This window comes from Micrococcus sp. UYEF5, assembly GCF_040546065.1.
Classification (GTDB): Bacteria; Actinomycetota; Actinomycetes; order Actinomycetales; family Micrococcaceae; genus Micrococcus; species Micrococcus luteus.
The window spans coordinates 110,062-124,621 of sequence record NZ_JBEPNB010000008.1 but is presented as its reverse complement, the minus strand read 5'-3'; the positions used below and the strand labels follow the sequence as shown (position 1 = coordinate 124,621).

Genomic DNA, 14,560 nt, shown 5'->3' with positions numbered 1-14,560 from the left:
GATCAACTCCCATTGGGCGTCGGAGAGCATCTGGAACCGGGACATGTCCCCAGGGTCTCAGCTGACTCGTGCATCTATTCTCAGACACGCCCTAGGCCCGGGGCGGGCCCCCGGCAAGAGTGCTGTGGTGTCCCGCCGAGGGGGTGCCGTCGCCTCCACTTCCGGTGTCCGCGGCGGTTCCTAGACTGGGCGGCATGAACACCGAGCCGACCCCCTCGTCCGCCACCCCCGAGACCGAGTCCGCCGCCGCGCCGTCGTCGTCCGGGCTGCCGCAGGCCGCCCCGCAGGCGGCGTGGCCCGAGCGCGTGGAGACCGGCGAGCACCAGGTGTCCTACCGGGCCACCGTGGCCGCGCCGGCGCACGAGCTGTGGGCGATGCTCGCGGACCCGCACCGCCATCACGAGGCGGACGGGTCCGGGACCGTGCGGCCGAAGGTGAGCGGGCCGCACCGGCTGGCCGTGGGCGACCGGTTCCGCGTGGCCATGCGGAAGTACGGGGTGCCGTACACGATGACGCTGACCGCCACCGCCGTGGACGAGGACGAGCTCGTGGAGTGGGCCCACCCGGGCGGACACCGGTGGCGCTGGGCGTTCCGGGACAACGGGGACGGCACCACCGAGGTCACCGAGACCTTCGACTACTCGTGGGCCCGGCCGGCCGTGCGCCGCGCGTACGAGCTGCTGCGGGTGCCGGCGGACAACGGGCGGGGCATCCAGTCGAGCCTCACGCGGTTGGCCGGCCGTCACCTCTGAACCGACCGCGTCTCAGTCGGCACTTTCGTTCGGGAAACGGCGGCGTGTCGGGCACTTTCGTTCGGGAAACGGTCGGCCCTCGCGCCGTTTCTCGAACGAAAACGCGCCGGGGACCGCCGTTTCCCGAACGAAAGCGGGGGGGTGCGGGGGTCAGACGGCGGACCAGTGGGTCGCGGCCGGCAGCTGCGCCAGGTGCGGGGTGACGAGCGCACGCCACGCGAGGAACGAGTCGGACTCGCGGAAGGCCACGGTGTGGTCCTCGAGCGTGCGCCAGCCGATCAGCAGCCGGTAGCGCGCCGGGTCCTCCACCTGCCGGGACAGCGCGAAGGACGTCGCGCCCCCGTCCCGGAACAGCGGCTCGGCCTCGGCGACGGCGGCCTCGAACGCCGCCTCCGCCCCCGCCGCCACGTGCAGCTCCACCGACTCGATGACCGGACCGGCCGTCGTCGCGCCCTGCCCGGCGCTCACGCGCGCGCCCGCGGGCTCGTGGAGTGGCCGGTGAACCAGGCTGCGAGCTGGCCGTCCGCCTCGATGCCGACCTCGATCATGCGGTCGCGACCGAACTCCACCGACTGGCGGGCGGTCGCCACGAGGTGCGCGCCGAGCCTGGCGGGCGCCACGTAGGTGATCTCGGCGCGCCGGGTGACGGGGGCGGCGCCGAAGGTCGCCACGCAGTACGCCAGCGCCGAGTCCGCGAGGTGGAACAGGAAGCCGCCGTGGCAGATCTCGTGGGAGTTCACCATGTCCGCGGTGACGTCGCGGTGCAGCACCACGCGGCCCTCGGCCACCTCGCCGAGGGTGACGCCGTGCTCGCGCACCGCGGGGTCGTTCGCGTAGATCTCCTCGAGGCGGGCGAGGATCTCGTCCCGGCTCTGGCCGGACGAGCTCTGGGGGGTCTCAGTCATGGGCCCATTGTGTCGCAGGTCGCGCCGCCCCGCGCCTAGGGTGGCGGCGTGACGCAGACCACCTCCACCCCCGCGCGCCTCCGCGCCCGCGACGGCTTCGTGCTCGCGGCCCGCCACTTCGCCCCCACGACGGCGCCCCAGGCCCGGCCCGCCGGCGCGGTGGTGATCGCCCCCGCGACCGGGGTGAAGGCCACGTACTACCGGCGCTACGCCGAGTTCCTCGCCGGCCACGGGTTCCACGCGGTCACGTTCGACTACCGGGGTGTCGGGGAGTCCCGCGAGCCGTTCGCCGTGGCCCGGCAGGCGCGGTGGGCGGACTGGGGCGCCCTCGACGCGGACGCCGTGCTCGGCTGGGCCCGGACGCACCTGCCCGGCCCCCTCCTGACGGTGGGCCACAGCTACGGCGGGTTCGGCATCGGGCTCGCGGACGAGGCGCGTCACGTGGCCCGCCATGTGGCCGTCGGCGGTCAGCACGCCCACTGGCGGGACTACCGGGCGCGGCCGGGGCGCGTGCGGATGTGGGCGCGGTGGCACGCGGCGATGCCGGCGATCACGCTGGCCCGCGGTCACTTCCCGGGGCGGCGGCTCGGCTGGCTCGAGGACCTGCCGCGCGGGGTCGCCCTGGACTGGGCGCGCAGCCGCCGCGACTTCACCGCGAGCGCCCGCACCGCCGCCGGCCGGGACGAGCTGCGCCGTCGTCTGGCCGCGTTCACGGCGGACGCGCTGATCGTGGCGCCCGTCGACGACGACTTCGGCACCGACGCCGCCCTCGACCGCGCGGACGCCTACTCGCCGGGCCGGCGGACGGTGCGCTGGCGGGTGCGGCCGGAGGAGCTCGGTGTCACGGAGATCGGGCACTTCGGACTGCTCCACGCGCGGTTCGCGCCGACCTTCTGGCCGGCCACGCTGGAGTGGCTGCGCGACGGGGTCGCCCCGGACGCGGCCCGCTGAGGCTCGGGCGTCGGGCGCGCTGCGGCCCGCCCCGTCCCCGCGACGACGACGGCGGCCGCCCCGGCCCGGATCTCCGGGTGGGACGACCGCCGTCGCACTGGTGCGCGTGATGTGCCGATACTACCCCGCGCCCAGCCGACGCCCAGGCGACACGTCAGTCCTGCATCGCGTAGTCGATCACGACGCGGCCCTCGATCTTGCCGTGGCGCATCTCGTCGAACACGTCGTTGATCTCGGTGAGCGGACGGGTGTGGAACGTCGGGTGGATCTTCCCGGCCGCGTAGAACTCGAGTGCCTCGACCATGTCCTGCCGGGTGCCCACGATCGAACCGCGGATGGTCAGGCCCTTGAGGACGATGTCGAAGATCGGCGCGGGGAAGTCGCCCGGGGGCAGGCCGTTGAACACGATGGTGCCGCCGCGGCGGGTCATCGCGATGGCCTGGCCGAACGCCTGGGGGTGCACGGCCGTGACGAGCACACCGTGGGCGCCGCCGATCTTCTCCTGGATCTCCACGGAGGGGTCCGCGACGTTCGCGTTCACGGTCAGCTCCGCGCCGTGCCGAGAGGCGAGCGCCAGCTTGTCGTCCGCGACGTCCACGGCCACCACGCGCATGCCCATCGCCACGGCGTACTGCACCGCGATGTGCCCCAGGCCGCCGATGCCGGAGATCACGACCCACTGCCCGGGCCGCACCTCGGTCTGCTTCAGCCCCTTGTACACCGTGACGCCGGCGCACAGGATCGGGCCGACCTCCATCGGGTCCGCGCCCTCGGGGATCACGGGCGCGTAGCGGGCATCCACGAGCATGTACTCACCGAACGAACCGTCCACGGAGTAGCCGCCGTTGACCTGCTCCTCGCACAGGGTCTCCCACCCGGTGCGGCAGTACTGGCAGTGGCCGCACGCTCGCCACAGCCACGCGTTGCCGACCATGTCCCCGACCTTGAGGTTCTCGACGTCGGGTCCGACCTCCTCGACGATGCCCACGCCCTCGTGGCCCGGGATGAACGGCGGGGTCGGCTTCACCGGCCAGTCGCCCTCCATCGCGTGCAGGTCCGTGTGACAGACGCCCGAGGAGATGAGCTTCACGAGCGCTTGGTGCTGGCCGGGCGTCGGGCGCTCGACCTCCGTGACGTCGGCCTCTGTGCCGAACTGGGTGACGACGGCTGCCTTCATCGTGGTCATGGGGATCACCTTTCGTGGAGTGGGGAGGGGGGGTCGTGCGGTGCCGGCGTCGGCTCAGAAGAACCCGAGCTTGTCCTCGGAGTAGGAGACGAGCAGGTTCTTGGTCTGCTGGTAGTGGTCGAGCATCATCAGGTGGTTCTCGCGGCCGATGCCGGAGGACTTGTACCCGCCGAACGCGGCGTGGGCCGGGTAGGCGTGGTAGTTGTTCACCCACACGCGGCCGGCCTGGATCGCCCGGCCCGCGCGGTAGGCGGTGTTGCCGTTCCGGGACCACACGCCGGCGCCGAGCCCGTAGAGCGTGTCGTTGGCGATCCGCATGGCGTCGTCGAAGTCGGTGAACGTGGTCGTCGAGACCACCGGCCCGAAGATCTCCTCCTGGAAGATGCGCATCGAGTTGTCCCCGCGGAAGATCGTGGGCTGCACGTAGTAGCCGCCGGCCAGTTCGCCCTCCATCTCGGCGCGGGCGCCACCGATCAGCACCTCGGCGCCCTCCTGACGGCCGATGTCCAGGTAGGACGTGATCTTCTCGAGCTGGTCGTTGGAGGCCTGGGCGCCCATCATCACGTCCGTGTCGAGGGGGTTGCCGGTCACGATGCGCGAGGTCCGCTCCACGACGGCGTCGAGGAACTTCTCCGCGATCGACTCCTGCACGAGCGCCCGCGACGGGCACGTGCAGACCTCGCCCTGGTTCAGCGCGAACAGGGTGAAGCCCTCCTGCGCCTTGTCCCAGTAGGCGTCGTCGGCCGCCATGACGTCCTCGAAGAAGACGTTGGGCGACTTGCCGCCCAGCTCCAGGGTCACCGGGATGATGTTCTCCGAGGCGTACTGCATGATCAGCCGGCCCGTCGTCGTCTCACCCGTGAACGCGATCTTGCGGATGCGCGGCGACTGCGCGAGCGGCTTGCCGGCCTCGAGGCCGAAGCCGTTGACCACGTTGACGACGCCGGCCGGCAGCAGGTCCGCGATCAGCTCGATGAACACCATGACCGAGGCCGGCGTCTGCTCGGCGGGCTTGATCACGACGGCGTTGCCCGCGGCCAGCGCGGGCGCCAGCTTCCACACCCCCATCAGCAGCGGGAAGTTCCACGGGATGATCTGGCCGACCACGCCGAGCGGCTCGTGGAAGTGGTAGGCGACGGTGTCCTCGTCCACCTGGGACAGGCCGCCCTCCTGCGCGCGGATCGCGCCGGCGAAGTACCGGAAGTGGTCGATGGCCAGCGGCAGGTCCGCGTTGAGGGTCTCCCGGACGGCCTTGCCGTTGTCCCAGGTCTCCGCGACCGCCAGCATCTCGAGGTTCTCCTCCATGCGGTCCGCGATGCGGTGCAGCACGAGCGCACGCTCGGCCGCCGAGGTGGCGCCCCAGGCCGGGGCGGCCTTCCAGGCGGCGTCGAGGGCGACGTCGATGTCCTCGGCCGTGCCGCGGGCGACCTCGCAGAACACCTTGCCCGTCACGGGCGTGACGTTCTCGAAGTACTGGCCCTTGACCGGGGGTGTCCACTCTCCTCCGATGAAGTGCTCGTAGCGGGACTTGAACTCGACCTTGGCGCCCTCGGTGCCGGGGAATGCGTAGACGGTCATGGTGCTGGCTCCTTTGCCTGCGGTTGCCTCGGCGCCGGTGGCGCCCTGCCGTGGCTGTGACCCTAGTCACAAGGAGGTTGCACGGAGGTTGCAGCCGGGCGCGGGTGAGGGGCGGGCCGGGTCAGGCCAGGTCCCGCTCGATCCGCTCGAGCGTGGCCACGGCGAGCGCCCGCCGCGGCGAGTCCGCCGGCAGCAGACGCAGGGCGGCGCCCCAGAGCTCGACGTCGTCGCGGGCCTCGGGGCGGCCCAGGTAGGCCCAGAGCTGTTCGACATCCGCGTCCTGGGCGACGGCCTCGCGCAGCGCCTCCCCCAGCTCCGCGCGGATCGAGGCGACACCGGGGGACGCCGACCGCGGCAGCACCGGCCCGGCCGCCGCGTGCAGCGCACGGTCCAGATCCCCGGCGCGCAGCGCCTCCCGCGCGCACAGCAGGTCCGCGTGCACCTCCCCCACGAGCCGGTACGGCCGGGACAGCAGTGCCACCGGCGCCCCCACGTCCCGCAGCGCCCGGCGGAGTCGATGCACCTCGGCGCGCAGCGAGATGGCGCGGGCGGGGGAATCGCCCGGCGCGGGCCGGGGCCCGGCGGTCTCCTCCGGATACAGCGCGACCTCGAGCTCGGCGCCGGTCAGGCCCGGGCCGTGCCACGCGAGGAGGGTGAGGATCTCGGCGTGCCGGCCGGTGAGCTCGACCCCGTCCAGCGTGGGCGGCAGGTGGCCGGTGACGCGCAGCAGGCCCGCGGCGGCGTCGTGGCGGTGCGGCGCGGCGGCGGGGCTCGGCCCCGGCGAGGCGGACGGCGGAGCCGAGGGGCCCGGCGTCGGGGCGGTGCCGCGGGGACGGCCCCGGGACGGGGCGGGCAGGTCCCGCCAGGCGGCGTGCACGGCGTCCACGGTGGCCTGGAGCAGCGGCAGGGCGAGGTGGCTGACGGCGTCCTCCCCGCCCGTGAGGTCCAGGACCCCGACGAGCCGCCCGGTGGCCGGGTCCGTGAGCGGGACGGCCGAACAGCTCCACGGGTGCACGCGCGGGCTCAGGTGCTCGCCGCGGCTGACCTGCGTGGGGGCGCCGGTCGCGAGGACGATGCCGGGGGCGGAGGTGCCCATGGACGCCTCGGACCAGTCGGCGCCCGCCACGAAGCCCATGGTCTCGGCGTGGCGCACCGCGGTCCGGTCGCCCTCGACCCACAGCAGGTGGCCGCGCGCGTTGCCGATCGCGGCGAGCATCCCGGCCTCGGCCGCGGGGTGGATGAGCATGCGGCGGACCACCGGCAGGGCCACGGCGAGGCGCTGGTCTCGGCGGGCGGCGGCGAGGTCGTCGTCGGAGAGGGTGGCCGGGTCGGTCTGGCCGGGTACCGCGGGGGTGAGGGCGCCGAGGGAGCGCAGCCAGGACTCACGGACCTCTCGCCGCAGCCCCTGCAGGGCGGCGCGCAGGCCCTGGTCTGCGCCGGCCGGAGCGGTGGGCGACGACGGCGCGAGCGACAGGCGGACCGCGGCGAGGGACTCGTGGGCCCGGTCCACGGCGCGTCGGTAGGCGCTGGTGGCGAGGGTCGAGCTCATCCCGAGCCTGCCATCAACCGCGAGCGGATCAGGAACCGCTTGCCCTCGGGCGCCTCGACGGAGAAGCCGGAGCCGCGCCCGTCCACCACGTCCAGGGTGAGGTGGGTGTGCTTCCAGTACTCGAACTGGGCGGCGGACATCCAGAACGGGATCTCCACGGCGGCCTGGTCCCCCTCGGCCGGCAGCGCGAAGGTGCCCAGCAGGACGTCGGCGGCGCCGGTCGTGAAGTCGCCGGCGGGATAGCACATGGGCGCGGAGCCGTCGCAGCAGCCGCCGGACTGGTGGAACATGAGCGGGCCGTGGATCGGGAGGAGTCGGCGGATCAGCTCGAGCGCCGCGGGCGTCATGGCGACGCGGGACACGGTTTCGCCCGGCAGCTCGGGGCGAGCGTCGAGCGCATGCTCCGCCGACGAGGACGGCACGGTCATCGCGACCTCCTGGGGATGGGCGATCGTCGGTCCCCACACCCTAGCCTCGAACGTGATCCACGTCACCCCTGCTCGTGTCGTGGGGGGCGCGGCGGCCCGGGGGCTGTGCCGCGAGCCAGACGTTTCGGCTGCAATCAGGGGCTGATCACGACCGAAACGTCTGGCTCACGGCGCGGGGGTGGCGCGGAGGTGGGGAAAGCACGAGGGCTGGGGCGGCGGGCGGCTCACGCGGCCACGCCCGGCGTCCCCCTCGTACACTCGGCACATGCTCCCGGACCCCAGCCCCACCGTCACCGTGGACGGCCTCCTGCTGCGCCCGCTGCGCGCCGCGGACGAGATCGCGGCGCGCGAGGCGGACGCCGAGCTGCATCGGGAGGGGTTCGACTTCCTGATGGCCGGCACCCGCTCCTTCCCCGCGGTCCGCCGCGCGTTCGCCGCCGAGGCGCGCGGCGACGTCGAGCCCGGCCGCGCGCCCGCCTCCTTCTACGTGGGCGTGGACGAGAACGGTGAGCTGGTGGGCCGGGTGTCCGTGCGGTGGGAGCTGAACGAGGCGCTGCGGCACGTCAACGGACACGTGGGCTATGCGGTGCGCCCCGCGTTCCGGCGGCGGGGCCACGCCGCGCGGCTGCTGCGCGGCGCCCTGACGCTGCTGGCCGCACGCGGGGTGCCCGCCGCCCTGCTCACGTGCGACGAGACGAACACCGCCTCCGTGGCCACGATCCGTGCGTGCGGGGGCGTGCTGCGGGACCGGGTCGAGGCGGACCTCGACGGTGCGCCCTTCCCCGTGCCCCAGCTGCGCTTCGACGTCCCCACGACGGCGGCCTGACCGGAGGGACGGCGGGGACCGCGCCGCCGGCCTCAGTAGGCCTTGACGCGCTGCTCCACGATCAGGTGGATGAGCGCGAACCGGCCCTCCTCCTGGACCGCCTTGAGCGCCGCGTCCACGGCCGCCGGCACGTCCGCGTCCCGCTCCACGCGCACCCCGAAGCCGCCGAACGCCTGGGCCATGGCGGCGAAGTCGGGGTTCTTCAGCTGGGTGCCGGAGACGCGCCCGGGGTACTGGCGCTCCTGGTGGGTGCGGATGGTGCCGTACTCCTGGTTGTCCATGACGATCACGAGGGGCGTGGCGCCGTACTGCGCGGCGGTCGCCAGCTCCTGGCCGTTCATGAGGAACTCGCCGTCGCCGGCGATGGTCACCACGGTGCGGTCCGGGAAGTTCAGGGACGCGGCCACGGCACCCGGCACCGAGTAGCCCATGGAGCCGTTGCGGGCCGAGATCATGGAGCGATAGCCCTCGGTCGGGAAGTACCGGTGCGCCCAGTTGGTGTGCTCGCCCGCGCCGAGGGAGATCATCGAGTCCTTCGGCAGCTTCGGCACCAGGTTGGCCATGAGCGTGGCCATCTTCGCCTGGCCCTCGGACGGCTCGGCCGGGGGCAGGGCCGCGAACTTCTCCTGCTCGCCGCGCATGCGGGAGGTCCACTCCTCCCACTCCGGCTTGACCTCGAGCTCCATGCGGACGAGGTCGCGGATGAACCCGTCCGGCTTGGCCACGATCTGGTGGGACACGGGGCCGGAGCGGCCGCGCAGGGACGGGTCGATGGTGACCAGGAAGTTCTTCTTGTCCCAGTTCTGGCGGATGGTGAAGCCATTGGTCACGACGTCGCCCGGCACGGTGCCGACGAACACGATGAGGTCGGTCTCCTCGAGCATGTCGTAGGTCGGCTTCGGGCGGCCGTAGCCGATCGGGCCCACGTAGGACGGCGAGGAGAACGGCACGGTGCCCTCGGTGCGCCACTCGGCGGCGGCGGGGATCTTGTGCTCCTCCAGCCACGTCGTCAGGGTCTGCGCACCCTCGTCCGTCCAGTCGTTGCCACCGGTGATGAACAGCGGCTTGCGGGACTCCTTGAGCGCGGCGTGCAGGGACTTCCAGTCCCCCACGGTCATGCCGCCTGAGGCCACGGGGATCTGCGGGTGCAGGTGCGCATCGATCTCCTCACGGATCACGTCCTCCGGCAGGCCGACGACGACGGGCCCGGGCCGGCCCGAGCTGGCGGCGAACATGGCCTCGGCCACGATCTCGGAGGCGCGCTCCGGGTGGTCCAGGACCATCACGCGCTTCGCACCGGTGCCGAACCAGGCGTGCGGGTCGAACTCCTGGAAGGCCTCGCGGTCGCGGTGCTCGAACGGGATCAGGCCGACGAACAGGACGAGCGCCGTCGAGTCCTGCCACGCGGTGTGCAGGCCGACGTGGGCGTTCGCGGCGCCCGGGCCGCGCGTCACCATGGCGACGCCAGGGACCACGTTCATCTTGCCGTCGGCCTCGGCCATGTACGTGGCGCCGCCCTCGTGGCGGCACACCACGTTCTCGATGCCCGAGTCGTGCAGGCCGTCCAGGACGTCCAGGTAGGACTCGCCCGGCACGGAGTAGACGCGCTTCACGCCGTGGGACTCGAGGGTCTTGACGATGACGTGCCCGGCGGAGAGGCGACCGGTCGCCTGGGAGGTCTGGGACATGGAGGTCTCCTGTGCTGGTTCGGGGGCCCCTCCGGCCCCGTGGGTGCACCCCGCCGTGCAGACGGGGTCCGTGGGGGTCAGGGTACTGGACGGGACGGCGCCGGAGGCGACCCGATACGCGGCGTGAAGCCGGTGACGGGAGGGCGGGCCCGCCGTACGATTTCCCCATGCTCTCCGCGCCGACGCTCTCCCGCCTCGCCTCCCTGGCCGCGTTCCTGAACACCGCCCCCGGACTGCGGGGCGGTCAGCCGGCCGACGAGCGGTTCACCGCCGCCACGCAGCTGCCCTCCCTCGTCCCTGAACTCCAGGAGGACGAGGTCCGCCTCCGCCTGGCCGCCGCCGCGGCCGTGCGTGGCCGCGAACTCCGCGGCCGTCTGGCCGAGGTCTGGGCCCTCGCCGCCGTGGACGAGGCGGCCGCCGTGGAGCGCGTGAACGCCCTCCTCGCCGCGGCCGGGCCGCTGCGGCTGACGGCCGGGGGCGACGTCGTCGGGCTGGCACCGGCGCAGGTCCCCGCCGACGCGGTGGAGCGGCTGGCCGCGATGGCCGCCCTCGCGCTGGCGGAGACCGCGATGGACGGCGAGCTGACCCGCCTGCGCGTGTGCGAGGGCGAGGACTGCGAGAACGCGCTCGTGGACGCCAGCCGGAACCGGTCCAAGCGGTTCTGCGACGAGGCCAACTGCGCCAACCGCACCCACGTGCGCTCCTACCGGGCACGGCTGGCCGAGGCGGCGGAGTCCGCCCCCGCGGCGGATCCGGCCGGGCCGGAGGAGGCGGAGGCGCCGGAGGCCGTCGTGGACTCCGAGGCGCCCGAGGCCGCCGTGGACTCCGAGGCCGCCGCCGACGAGCCCCGCCGGGAGACCAAGAAGGAGAAGAAGGAGCGCAGGAAGGCGGAGAAGAAGGCCCGCAAGAAGGCGGAGAAGAAGGCCCGCAAGAAGAAGTCGGACAAGAAGAAGGACTGACCCGGCCCCACCCGCCAGGTGACCCGGCGCTGAACATCGGGGGACGGGGCGGCCTCGTGGTTCCGTCGGCCGACCGGACACCCCTAGTCTGCGAGGCATGAGCGAGCACACCCCCGCCGCCCCCGCGTCCCTCGGACCCGCCCACCGCAAGGTCGGCGTCGTGGGGGCCGGCGGCGTCGGCACCGCGATCTGCTACGCGGCGCTGATCCGCGGCGTCGCCCGCGAGGTCGCCCTCTACGACATCGACGAGCCCAAGGTCCGCGCCGAGGTCCTCGACCTGGCCCACGGCACCCCGTTCACCTCTGCATCCGCGATGACCGGCGGCGCGGACCCGGACGTCCTGGCCGGCTGCGAGGTCGTCGTGATCACGGCCGGCGCCAACCAGAAGCCGGGGCAGACCCGCCTCGACCTCGGCGCGCACAACGTGGAGATCCTGCGCGGCCTGCTGCCCCAGGTGCAGGCGCACGCGCCGGACGCGCTGATCGTGCTCGTCACCAATCCCGTGGACGTCCTCACGCTGGTGGCCCAGCGCCTCACCGGTCTGCCGGCCGGCCGGGTGATCGGCTCGGGCACCCTGCTGGACACGTCCCGCCTGCGGTGGCTGCTGGCGTCGCGGGCGCAGGTCCACGCGTCGTCGGTGCACGCGGCCATCCTCGGCGAGCACGGGGACACGGAGTTCCCCGCGTGGAGCTCGGCGCGCATCGGCCCGACGCCCCTCCTCGAGTGGCCGACGCCGGCCGACCCGCTGTTCACCCGCGCCGACCTGGACGAAGTCGCGGACACCGTGGTCAACGCGGCCTACGAGGTGATCCAGGGCAAGGGCGCCACCACGTACGCGGTCGGCGTGGCCACGACCCGCCTGCTCGAGGCGATCCTGCGCGACCAGCACGCCATCCTGCCGGTCTCCACCGTGCTCGACGGCGTCCACGGGCTCTCCGACGTCGCCCTGTCCATGCCGTCCGTGGTGGGGCGCGACGGCGTCACACGCGTGATCCAGCCCGAGCTGGACGCCGCGGAGATGCGGGCGCTGCACGCCTCGGCGGACGCGCTGCGGCGGGAGGCACGCAGCCTCGGGTTCTGAGGCGCCGGCCTCAGGCGCGCGGGGCGTCGCCTCCGGTGCCGCCCTGCTCGCGGCGCTCCCGGGCGGCCTGGGCGCGGCGGTCGGCGGCGGCCTTGCGGAACATCTCCTCGGAGGACCGGTTCACGCCGGAGCCCTGGGAGAGGTGGTCCGGGTTCTCGCGCGCGGCGAGCTGCAGCATGGCCACCACCACGAGCGACGTCATGAAGAAGACGCCGAAGGCGATCAGCGCGATGTCGATGCGCAGCGGATTCTGCGTGCCGCCGGAGGCCGTGATGCCGGCGATCACCCCACCGATCAGGCCGAGCACGGCGGAGAAGACGAGCGGGCCCTTGACCGTGGTGCGCAGACCGCCGCGTGCCGGGCGGCCGGATCCGGCGCGATCGGCGGACGGGCGGGGGGACGGTGCGCTCACGGCGGGACTCCTGACGGCTGGGGGCGGCTGGGGCGACACGGCCCACGCAGGCGCCCGGGGCTGAGGCCCTCGGGGCGCGGCGGACCGGAGCCAGTCTACGCGTCCGGCCGACGGGTGGCCCCTCGGGGCCCCGAGGTCCTCCCCCGGCGAACGTCCGCCCCGCGGGTCGGAGCGGCGACGTCGGCCCGGTTCAGAGGCCCCTGGCCGTGCCGCGGTCCCGGCGCACCTCGTGGTGGAAGCCGAGCCCGGAGACCATCAGGAGCACCCCGATCAGGATCGCCCCGCCGCCGGCGATGCCGAGCAGGGCGTGCGGGCCGAAGCCCTGCAGGGCGGCCACGACCACGCCGCCCCCGGAGAGCAAGCCCACGAGACCGGTCCACAGCTGGTCCCGCGCGGGGATGAACTCGTGGCGGTGGCGGGCCCACGCCACGAGCTCGGCGACGCCGCCGAGCACGAGGGCGGCGCCGGCCGCCACGCCCACCGCGGCCGGGGACCCCAGGAACAGCAGCACGATCACGCCGAGCATCCACGCGGCCGCCGCCAGGGACAGCGGGGAGCGCATGGCCACGGGCACCGGGTCGCGGCGCAGGTACTCCCACATCGCCGAGCCGGAAAATGCCAGATACAGCGCGAACATGACCTTCATCCACGTCAGGCCCGGCTCGGCGACGAACACGGTGGTCAGACCGAACGCCAGCGCCACCACGGCGCGGATCAGGATCGGCTTGAACACCACGGACGAGATCTCGAGGGGGGTCTGCACGGTAGCCACCGCCCCAGTCTAGGAGCCGTGCGGCCGCGGCCCGGCCCGCGCGTCACCGCCCGGACGCGCTCACACGACGCCGAGCCGCATCCAGTCGTCGCGCCGGGCCCGCCAGCCGAGGGTGAGCGCCCGCATCCCCATGTAGACCCCCGCGAAGCCGAGCCAGAGCAGGCCCAGCTGCACGCCGGCGTCGGGCACGGCGGCGTTCGGTCCGGGCCAGACCGCGGTCCAGCCGAACCCGCCCGTGGCGAGCTGCGCGAGCACCCAGAGCGCCGGCGCGTAGACCACGAGGTTCACGAGGCCGGCGAGGGCGAGGTAGCGGGCGTCGCCGGCGCCGATCAGCACGCCGTCCAGCACGAACACGTACCCGGCCACCGGCTGCCCGGCGGCCAGCACCCACAGGCCCACGGTGGCGGCGGCCTGCACGGTCGGGTCCGTGGTGAACAGCCCCGGCAGCACCGGCGCCGCGAGGGCCAGGACGGCCCCAGTCACGACGCCGAAGCCCAGCCCCCAGTGCACCATCGTCCGGGTGAGGCGACGGGCGGCGTCCGGCCGGGCGGCCCCGAGCTCGGCGCCGATCAGGGCCTGCGCGGCGATCGCGAGGGCGTCGAGGGCGAACGCCAGCGTGGAGAACAGCGTGAAGACGAGCTGGTGCGCGGCGAGGGTGAGGTCGCCCGCGCCGGCGGCGGCCATGACGGTGATGAGGATGGCCGCGCGCAGGCTCGCGGTGCGCAGCAGCAGCCACGACCCCACCTGGGCCGTGGCGCGCATGCCCGAGGCACGGGGCGCCCACGCCGTGCCCGAGCGGCGGAAGCGCGGGGCCAGCACGAACAGGTACGTCACGAGCATCGCCCACTGCACCACGGACGTGCCGATGGCCGAGCCGGCCACGCCCCAGCCCAGCCCGTACACCAGGGCCACGTTCAGCCCGATGTTCGCGCCGAAGCCCACACCCGCCACCACGAGCGGCGTCACGGTGTCCTGGAGGCCGCGGAGCACCCCGGTGGCGGCGAGCACGGCCAGCAGGGCCGGCAGCCCCGGCATGGACCAGCGCAGGTAGGCGACGGCGTGGGCCTGCACCTCGCCCGTCGCGCCGAGGGCCGCCGTCAGCGCGGGGGCCGCGAGCCAGCCGAGGACGGCCAGCACCGCGCCGAGCAGCAGGCCCAGCCAGATGCCGTCGCGGCCGCGGTCCATCGCGGCGGCCAGGTTCCCCGCCCCGATCAGCCGGGCCACCGCCGGGGTGGTGGCGTAGGCCAGGAAGATCATGAGGCCGGTGAGCGTGTGCAGGATGGTGGTGCCGATCCCGACGCCGGCCAGCTGGGCCGTGCCCAGGTGCCCGATGATCGCGGTGTCGGCCAGCAGGAACAGCGGCTCCGCGATGAGCGCGCCGAACGCGGGGACCGCGAGCGCGAGGATGCGCCGCGTGAGGGCGCGCGCGTCCTGCGGGGCGGGCGCCGCCGTCGAGCCGGAGGGTCCCGCCAT

At 74.1% G+C, this 14,560-nt stretch carries 15 protein-coding genes; 5 read left to right on the top strand and 10 right to left on the bottom strand.

Annotated features, from left to right (window positions below; genetic code table 11):
- Window positions 1-194: 194 nt before the first annotated feature.
- The gene (locus tag ABIB16_RS09100; RefSeq protein ID WP_069942043.1) at window positions 195-752 is read left to right on the top strand and encodes an SRPBCC family protein; all 558 of its coding nucleotides are present in this window, start codon (window positions 195-197) and stop codon (window positions 750-752) included.
- Window positions 753-902: 150 nt separating this feature from the next.
- On the opposite strand, the gene ABIB16_RS09095 is transcribed toward ABIB16_RS09100, so the two are convergent.
- Together ABIB16_RS09095 and ABIB16_RS09090 are read right to left on the bottom strand one after the other, a co-directional pair.
- Window positions 903-1,220 (bottom strand): putative quinol monooxygenase, encoded by a 318-nt coding sequence (locus ABIB16_RS09095; protein ID WP_036316747.1) that lies wholly within the window; start codon window positions 1,218-1,220, stop codon window positions 903-905.
- The gene (locus tag ABIB16_RS09090; RefSeq protein ID WP_256748767.1) at window positions 1,217-1,657 is read right to left on the bottom strand and encodes a hotdog fold thioesterase; all 441 of its coding nucleotides are present in this window, start codon (window positions 1,655-1,657) and stop codon (window positions 1,217-1,219) included. Before ABIB16_RS09090 ends, ABIB16_RS09095 begins: the two co-directional genes overlap by 4 nt.
- Before the next feature lie 48 nt (window positions 1,658-1,705).
- Between ABIB16_RS09090 and ABIB16_RS09085 the strand changes: the two genes are divergently transcribed.
- A complete protein-coding gene (locus tag ABIB16_RS09085) occupies window positions 1,706-2,608 on the top strand; it encodes an alpha/beta hydrolase family protein (protein WP_145950798.1) in 903 nt (300 codons plus the stop codon).
- Window positions 2,609-2,762: 154 nt separating this feature from the next.
- Here ABIB16_RS09085 and adhP read toward each other — a convergent pair whose 3' ends face one another.
- The 4 genes from adhP to ABIB16_RS09065 all read right to left on the bottom strand — a co-directional run bounded on the left by adhP (window position 2,763) and on the right by ABIB16_RS09065 (window position 7,349).
- A complete protein-coding gene (adhP, locus tag ABIB16_RS09080; RefSeq protein ID WP_122054738.1) occupies window positions 2,763-3,794 on the bottom strand; it encodes an alcohol dehydrogenase AdhP in 1,032 nt (343 codons plus the stop codon).
- A gap of 54 nt (window positions 3,795-3,848) precedes the next feature.
- The gene (gene exaC / locus ABIB16_RS09075) at window positions 3,849-5,372 is read right to left on the bottom strand and encodes an acetaldehyde dehydrogenase ExaC (protein ID WP_036316755.1); all 1,524 of its coding nucleotides are present in this window, start codon (window positions 5,370-5,372) and stop codon (window positions 3,849-3,851) included.
- Between the two features lie 121 nt (window positions 5,373-5,493).
- Window positions 5,494-6,921, bottom strand: coding sequence for a helix-turn-helix domain-containing protein (locus ABIB16_RS09070; RefSeq protein ID WP_044658542.1), 1,428 nt, complete (start codon window positions 6,919-6,921; stop codon window positions 5,494-5,496).
- Window positions 6,918-7,349 carry a DUF779 domain-containing protein gene (locus ABIB16_RS09065; RefSeq protein ID WP_036316759.1) on the bottom strand — a complete coding sequence of 144 codons (432 nt, stop codon included), beginning with the start codon at window positions 7,347-7,349 and terminating at the stop codon, window positions 6,918-6,920. Before ABIB16_RS09065 ends, ABIB16_RS09070 begins: the two co-directional genes overlap by 4 nt.
- A gap of 265 nt (window positions 7,350-7,614) precedes the next feature.
- Here ABIB16_RS09065 and ABIB16_RS09060 point away from each other — a divergent pair, with 265 nt between their 5' ends.
- On the top strand, window positions 7,615-8,175 hold the full coding sequence (locus ABIB16_RS09060; protein WP_036341622.1) for a GNAT family N-acetyltransferase: 561 nt from the start codon (window positions 7,615-7,617) through the stop codon (window positions 8,173-8,175).
- Between the two features lie 32 nt (window positions 8,176-8,207).
- Here the strand turns inward: ABIB16_RS09060 and ABIB16_RS09055 are convergent, their stop codons facing one another.
- Window positions 8,208-9,863: a thiamine pyrophosphate-dependent enzyme gene (locus ABIB16_RS09055; RefSeq protein WP_036341620.1), complete on the bottom strand. Its 1,656-nt coding sequence runs from the start codon at window positions 9,861-9,863 to the stop codon at window positions 8,208-8,210.
- Between the two features lie 167 nt (window positions 9,864-10,030).
- Here ABIB16_RS09055 and ABIB16_RS09050 point away from each other — a divergent pair, with 167 nt between their 5' ends.
- Window positions 10,031-10,822: a CGNR zinc finger domain-containing protein gene (locus ABIB16_RS09050; protein ID WP_036341617.1), complete on the top strand. Its 792-nt coding sequence runs from the start codon at window positions 10,031-10,033 to the stop codon at window positions 10,820-10,822.
- Window positions 10,823-10,919: 97 nt separating this feature from the next.
- Window positions 10,920-11,903 (top strand): L-lactate dehydrogenase, encoded by a 984-nt coding sequence (locus tag ABIB16_RS09045; protein WP_145950800.1) that lies wholly within the window; start codon window positions 10,920-10,922, stop codon window positions 11,901-11,903.
- 10 nt (window positions 11,904-11,913) lie between these two features.
- Here the strand turns inward: ABIB16_RS09045 and ABIB16_RS09040 are convergent, their stop codons facing one another.
- The 3 genes from ABIB16_RS09040 to ABIB16_RS09030 all read right to left on the bottom strand — a co-directional run bounded on the left by ABIB16_RS09040 (window position 11,914) and on the right by ABIB16_RS09030 (window position 14,560).
- Window positions 11,914-12,315 (bottom strand): hypothetical protein, encoded by a 402-nt coding sequence (locus ABIB16_RS09040; protein ID WP_002856779.1) that lies wholly within the window; start codon window positions 12,313-12,315, stop codon window positions 11,914-11,916.
- Between the two features lie 190 nt (window positions 12,316-12,505).
- Window positions 12,506-13,087 (bottom strand): hypothetical protein, encoded by a 582-nt coding sequence (locus ABIB16_RS09035; protein WP_095347681.1) that lies wholly within the window; start codon window positions 13,085-13,087, stop codon window positions 12,506-12,508.
- Between the two features lie 60 nt (window positions 13,088-13,147).
- Window positions 13,148-14,560: an MATE family efflux transporter gene (locus ABIB16_RS09030; RefSeq protein ID WP_036341608.1), complete on the bottom strand. Its 1,413-nt coding sequence runs from the start codon at window positions 14,558-14,560 to the stop codon at window positions 13,148-13,150.